This window comes from Pseudoruegeria sp. HB172150, from assembly GCF_013184805.1.
Classification (GTDB): domain Bacteria; phylum Pseudomonadota; class Alphaproteobacteria; order Rhodobacterales; family Rhodobacteraceae; genus Psychromarinibacter.
The window spans coordinates 598,732-603,873 of sequence record NZ_JAATNG010000002.1 but is presented as its reverse complement, the minus strand read 5'-3'; the positions used below and the strand labels follow the sequence as shown (position 1 = coordinate 603,873).

At 56.5% G+C, this 5,142-nt stretch carries 2 protein-coding genes and 1 pseudogene; 1 reads left to right on the top strand and 2 read right to left on the bottom strand.

Annotated elements, in window-relative coordinates; genetic code table 11:
- The coding region (locus tag HCO70_RS14635) for a hypothetical protein (protein ID WP_172297363.1) at positions 1–189 on the top strand (189 nt) is incomplete at its 5' end.
- Between the two features lie 315 nt (positions 190–504).
- Here the strand turns inward: HCO70_RS14635 and HCO70_RS14630 are convergent.
- Positions 505–5,022, bottom strand: coding sequence for an Ig-like domain-containing protein (locus HCO70_RS14630; protein WP_216665442.1), 4,518 nt, complete (start codon positions 5,020–5,022; stop codon positions 505–507).
- Between the two features lie 36 nt (positions 5,023–5,058).
- A pseudogene (locus HCO70_RS25110) lies at positions 5,059–5,142 on the bottom strand (Ig-like domain-containing protein); the annotation flags it as partial.

Here is a 5,142-nt window from a genome sequence, read left to right as displayed (position 1 = left end):
CGCACGATGCCCGACGCATCCTCCGATCTATTCTACGGCGATCCGGCGATTGTTCGCTTTGACGAAGACGCCGCCGACAACAACCGACTGTTCCTGAACGAGGACGGCGCGGACGGCATCGTTGCCGCAGATTACACCAACGTCGCCATTCTGGACTTCGACCAGAATTCCGGCTTCTTCTACGTCTGATTTAGGATCAGGCCCTGGCCCTTACCGAAGCCGCCGTTTGGTTGCGATCGGACCCAGCTCTTTCTGAGTTATGCCACATCTCGAGCAACATCCGCGTGTGAAGGTCTGAACTGGCCCGGTTGGCAGGCGGATACTCACTTCTCTGCTTTCCATACAAACGCGTTCACAAGATTTCATTCCTCTTCCAGCCAGTGAACCTTCGCCGAAAACTCTAGCTTCAAACGATCGAGTTCTCAGTGCGCTGAACAGATTCAGAGGCTTCCAACGAATGTGGGCCTGTCGACCGCCCTCAATCGCGCACGACGGGCCGGCGGGTCATACCATCTCGAAACCATTGGTTAGGTTCTCGTAGATGGTCACGCGACTGTGAGTCCACCCGATCGAGAAGATGTCCATGTCTCCATCGTTGTCGAAGTCGGCAAGCTTGGCGGCGTCGTGATGCTCATCTCCTTCATAGACCAAATGTTGCCGCCATTCGGTTCCATCGCCGGAGAGGTTCTCGAACACCAGTAGGTCCAGTCGACCATTGTCGTTCGGGAGGTGCTCCCCGGCCACGACATCCAAGTCTCCATCCGCATCCATATCAAATACGTCCACGCTCTGCGGATTCCCTTCGAGACTGTTGGAGATTACATGCTCCGTCCAAATGCCCTCCGGATCGGCGCCTTGTTCGTACCAAGCCAGGGTGGTGATGCTGCTTTCGTGTCCAAACCCAACCAGCGAGTCCAGGTCGCCGTCACCATCCATATCAACCAGGTACACGCGATCCGGCTGCGCCGTTGCAGGTGGTTCGTGCAAGACGATCCGTGTGAACGTATCGCCGTCATTGCGAAGCCAGTCGAAGCCGGTCAGCAGATCATTGTCCCCGTCGCCGTCGATATCGGCAGCGTCCAGCCCCTCACCCGCAGAAAATTCAGAGAGCTGCGACCAGACCCATGTGTCGTTAACTGGATCTTCCGGCATCGTGAGAACCTGCATTCCACCGACGGCGTTCTGCCACGATAGAACGACACTAAGCGGACCATCGTCCGAGAAGCGGGTCACGGTAGCGCCCTGCAAAAAAGAGCCCTCTCCGGATTCAATGTTAGTGTGAATCGTGAAGTTGCCAGATCCGTCATTCTCTGCCCAGGCAAAATCGCTGTTGGCCGAACTGCCCCGGCCTTGTGTCCCTATTATGTCAAGATCACCATCACCGTCGAAGTCGAACACCGCTGCCATGTTGTTCATGGGCGAACCGATCGAGTTGCGCTCCCACGTACCGTCGATCTCTCCCGGATTTTTGTACCACCATCCGCCAGTGACAATGTCAGTGAAACCGTCACCGTCGATATCGGCGGCTTCCTCGAAAATGGCTCGGTACGGGCGGTCAACCTCTATGACATGACGGTCCCATGCATAGAGGACTGGATCGTTCAGTGTGTTGTACCAGATGTTGATTTCGCGATCGTGGAATCCTTTCCCCAGGATATCCAAGTCACCGTCGCCGTCGAGATCGCCGACCGTTGACTCGTGGTTGCCCACACCGACATCGATCAGGGTAACGTCGAAATTGCCTGTGCCGTCACCAAACAACACCCAAGTTTCAGCTTGCGGATTCTGGCCATCCAGATTCATTTCTGCAACGAAGATGTCCAGGTGGCCGTCCTGGTCGAAATCGACAATCTCGAGGCTGTGCCCCTCATCCACTAGTATTCCCAGCAAATCCACCGCGGACCAGTTTTCTGAAACCGTCGGGTCACCCGAGTAGGTGTACAACAGCAATGGCCCGTCGGCGTCACCACTTGATATTACGACGTCGAGTTGGCCGTCCTCGTTCAGGTCACCGACCGCTGTCTGTGGATATGGGAAGGACGAATCGATGGTCGTAGACAGAAAATTCGTTCCCCCCTGCCATTTCAACCAATAGCCGCCGACCACGATATCATCGATGCCGTCGCCATCGACATCACCTACGGCCATGCCTTCAGTGATTGGACCGTCATAGATTTGTGAGACCGTCCAGAGTTGAGTTGGGTCTTCTGGAATTTCAGCGAAATAGATGCCTTTTCCGGTTCCTTTCTGGTTCCAGAATGCAAACTCGTCCACACCGTCATTGTCGAAGTCGCCGAACGCCATGTCGTGCTGCTGGTAGGGGCCACCGCTCTTGATTGTGTGGCTCTCCCAAGTCACGCCCGGACCGTAGACACCTGGGTTTTCCCACCACCAGATTTCCGTAGAATTTGAGTCACCGCCGAACACGAGATCCAAATCTCCGTCACCATCCACGTCGTAGACCACGCCACCGGCCTCGATATCGTATTCCTCCGGCTCGATCACACGTGCTGCAAAACTACCATCTTGCTGTTGCAGATAGAGGGTGATGGATGGGTCAGTTCTTCGCCCGGCAATGACGTAGTCATTGAGTCCGTCACCATCGGCATCAAAGATATGAGCTGCAGTGTATTGACCTGTCGCAGGTTGCGGCAGTTCTCCGGTTGAAGAGGAGACCCGGCGCCAGTCTGCGGTCCCTTCGAACTGGTTGGTTGCCCCATCAACAACCCGCACGATGACGCTGGCGGTTGATGAGGATACGCCGTCCGTGACAGAATACTCGAAATCCGCAAAACCGGAGAAGCCGACTTCAGGTGTAAATGTCACAGTGCCGTCGCCGTGATCTTCCAAAAAACCGATGCTCGGCTGTTGGAAGGAGACGATATTGAGAGGCGCACCGTCGAAAGCGCTGTCATTCGCTAGTAGACCCTCCAAATCTATGGTGACGGACACGTCTTTCGCTGTCTGTAACTGATCCAAAACAGCAATCGGCGCGCTTGCATCCGGCGCAATGGCCGCCGCAGCCAACGCACCAACATCAGATGCATCGAGAGCCTCTGAATAGAGCTCTGCCACGTACAAGGTTCCATCGAAAGGCTCCAACAGGACGTTCGCGTAGCCCGACGCGCTGGTCCATTGGTTTGCACCGAGAACCAACGGCTCGGAATTCGTGGCAATTCCGCCGGTGTAGGCCAAGGTCCCCTCAATTACGCCGTCCAGGTAGAGCATGACGCCGCCTGAACCGAAGGTGGCAGCGATGTGGTGAAACTCACCTGCTGCAATCGCAGTGTTGGTTTCGACAACGTAGGTCGTGTCTTCGGACTGAATGCGCAGTTTCACGATGCCGTTTTGGATGTAAAGTCCGATATGTCCGCCTGTTTGAAACCCGAGCGCGTCCTTCGACATAAGCCAAGTACGACCGGCGACGCTGTTTGCGACAAATGCGAACGTCAGGGTACCGTTGTCGACTTCCAACCTGGCATCATGCGGCAGGATAACGGCATCTTCGGTATTCCCACCGAAGCGCATCCCGCTTATCGAGAATACTTCGTCGAGCAGGTCCGCATCTTTCACCAGGACATCGATGGTCGAGACCACAGTGGAGGTCGTATCGGAAACCTCTATCTGAAGCGTATGGTTTCCCGGGCCGGCCGCCACTAAGGCGTCGCTATCCGCAATTATGACCTGGCCGGCCGCGTTCACTGCAAAGATGCCGGCAACGTTGCCGGACGTGATCACAAATGAAAGGGCCTGGCCCTCCGGATCCAGAGCCGGGACACTTCCGACAACACTTCCCGCGGCGGCATCGTCGTCGATCGCAAAATCTGCGTCCTCGACAATGGGCGCATCATCGATCTCAGTGACATCAATTGTGACAGTGGAGGTCGCAATGCCTCCGTACCCGTCAGTCATCGTGTAGCTGAAGCTGTCGGGCCCGGAATATTCGGCATCCGGTACGTAGGTCACAGTGCCGTCCGGGTTAAGCGAAGCTTCGCCATTCTGCGCATCGCCGAGGATCAGAACCGATAGTGCGTGACCATCGCCGTCGGTATCATTCCCCAGCGGATCGAGGACGGTGGTCGTATTCTCCGGGACGGCCAGTATGTCAGCGACCGCAACAGGCGTGCTGTTCCCCGGCGTTTCCACTCCAATGTAGACCGTCGCGCTGCCTTCGCGGGTCCCGTTACTCACGATGTAGGTGAAGCTGTCGATACCACTGAAACCTGCATTCGGAGTGTAAATGAGTTCTCTCGCGGCGCCTGCCGCCAAAGAACCGCTGCCTGGCTGCGAATACCCGCCCAGTATCAAAGGATCACCGTCTTCGTTGACATCATTGGCCAGAAGATCACCGGCGATGTTGATGCTCAGCGGCAAGTCCTGAGCGGTTGCAAGCACATCGTCCGCTGCGACCGGCGCAACCCCGTCTTCGGAAAGGAGTGGATCCGACGTGGTTTCGAACCAATCGAACCGGGATACGAAGCCCGGTGAGGAATCGCTGCGGTCGGTACTGCCGGCGAACGGACCGATCTGCGTTGGCACGAGGTCGCTCGCGAAGGTGATTGCTGTAGTCCAGGTCTCGCCATCCGCCGAGTAATCGAACGTATAGTCGGTTCCGCTGCGCGTGATCCTGAGGAACTGAGCGTCGCCCGAACCTATTTCCTCGCGGTAGGGGAAACTGCGCGTGTTGCCGTTTACGTCACCGACCAGCAGTTCAAGCTTTCCAGTGTAAGCGACATCGAACCGGAACCAACGTTCATCGCTTTCCAGGATGAGAAGCCCATGTTCCTGATAAGCGACATTCGGTTCATTCAGGAAACGGATAGCAACTGTGAAATCGGCGTTCTCCACCGACTGCAGCACCCTGGGCGCAGTCATCGCGTAATATGCGTCGACCGGCACTCCGGCAGGTGTATCGATTTCGAGCCAGGAGTCGGATGCGTCATGCCGGATCGTTGCTGCACCGGCAATGCCGAAATATGTCCACTCGTCGCCAAGATCGATATCGCTGAAGTCATCTGACACGAGCCCAGAGGTCGGTTCCCCGACCGTGACCCTGACGTTTGCGGTGTCGGTTTCTCCGTTTCCGTCATCGACGGCGTAGGTGAACTGGTCGGAGCCGGTGAAGCCCGGGTCCGGGTCGTA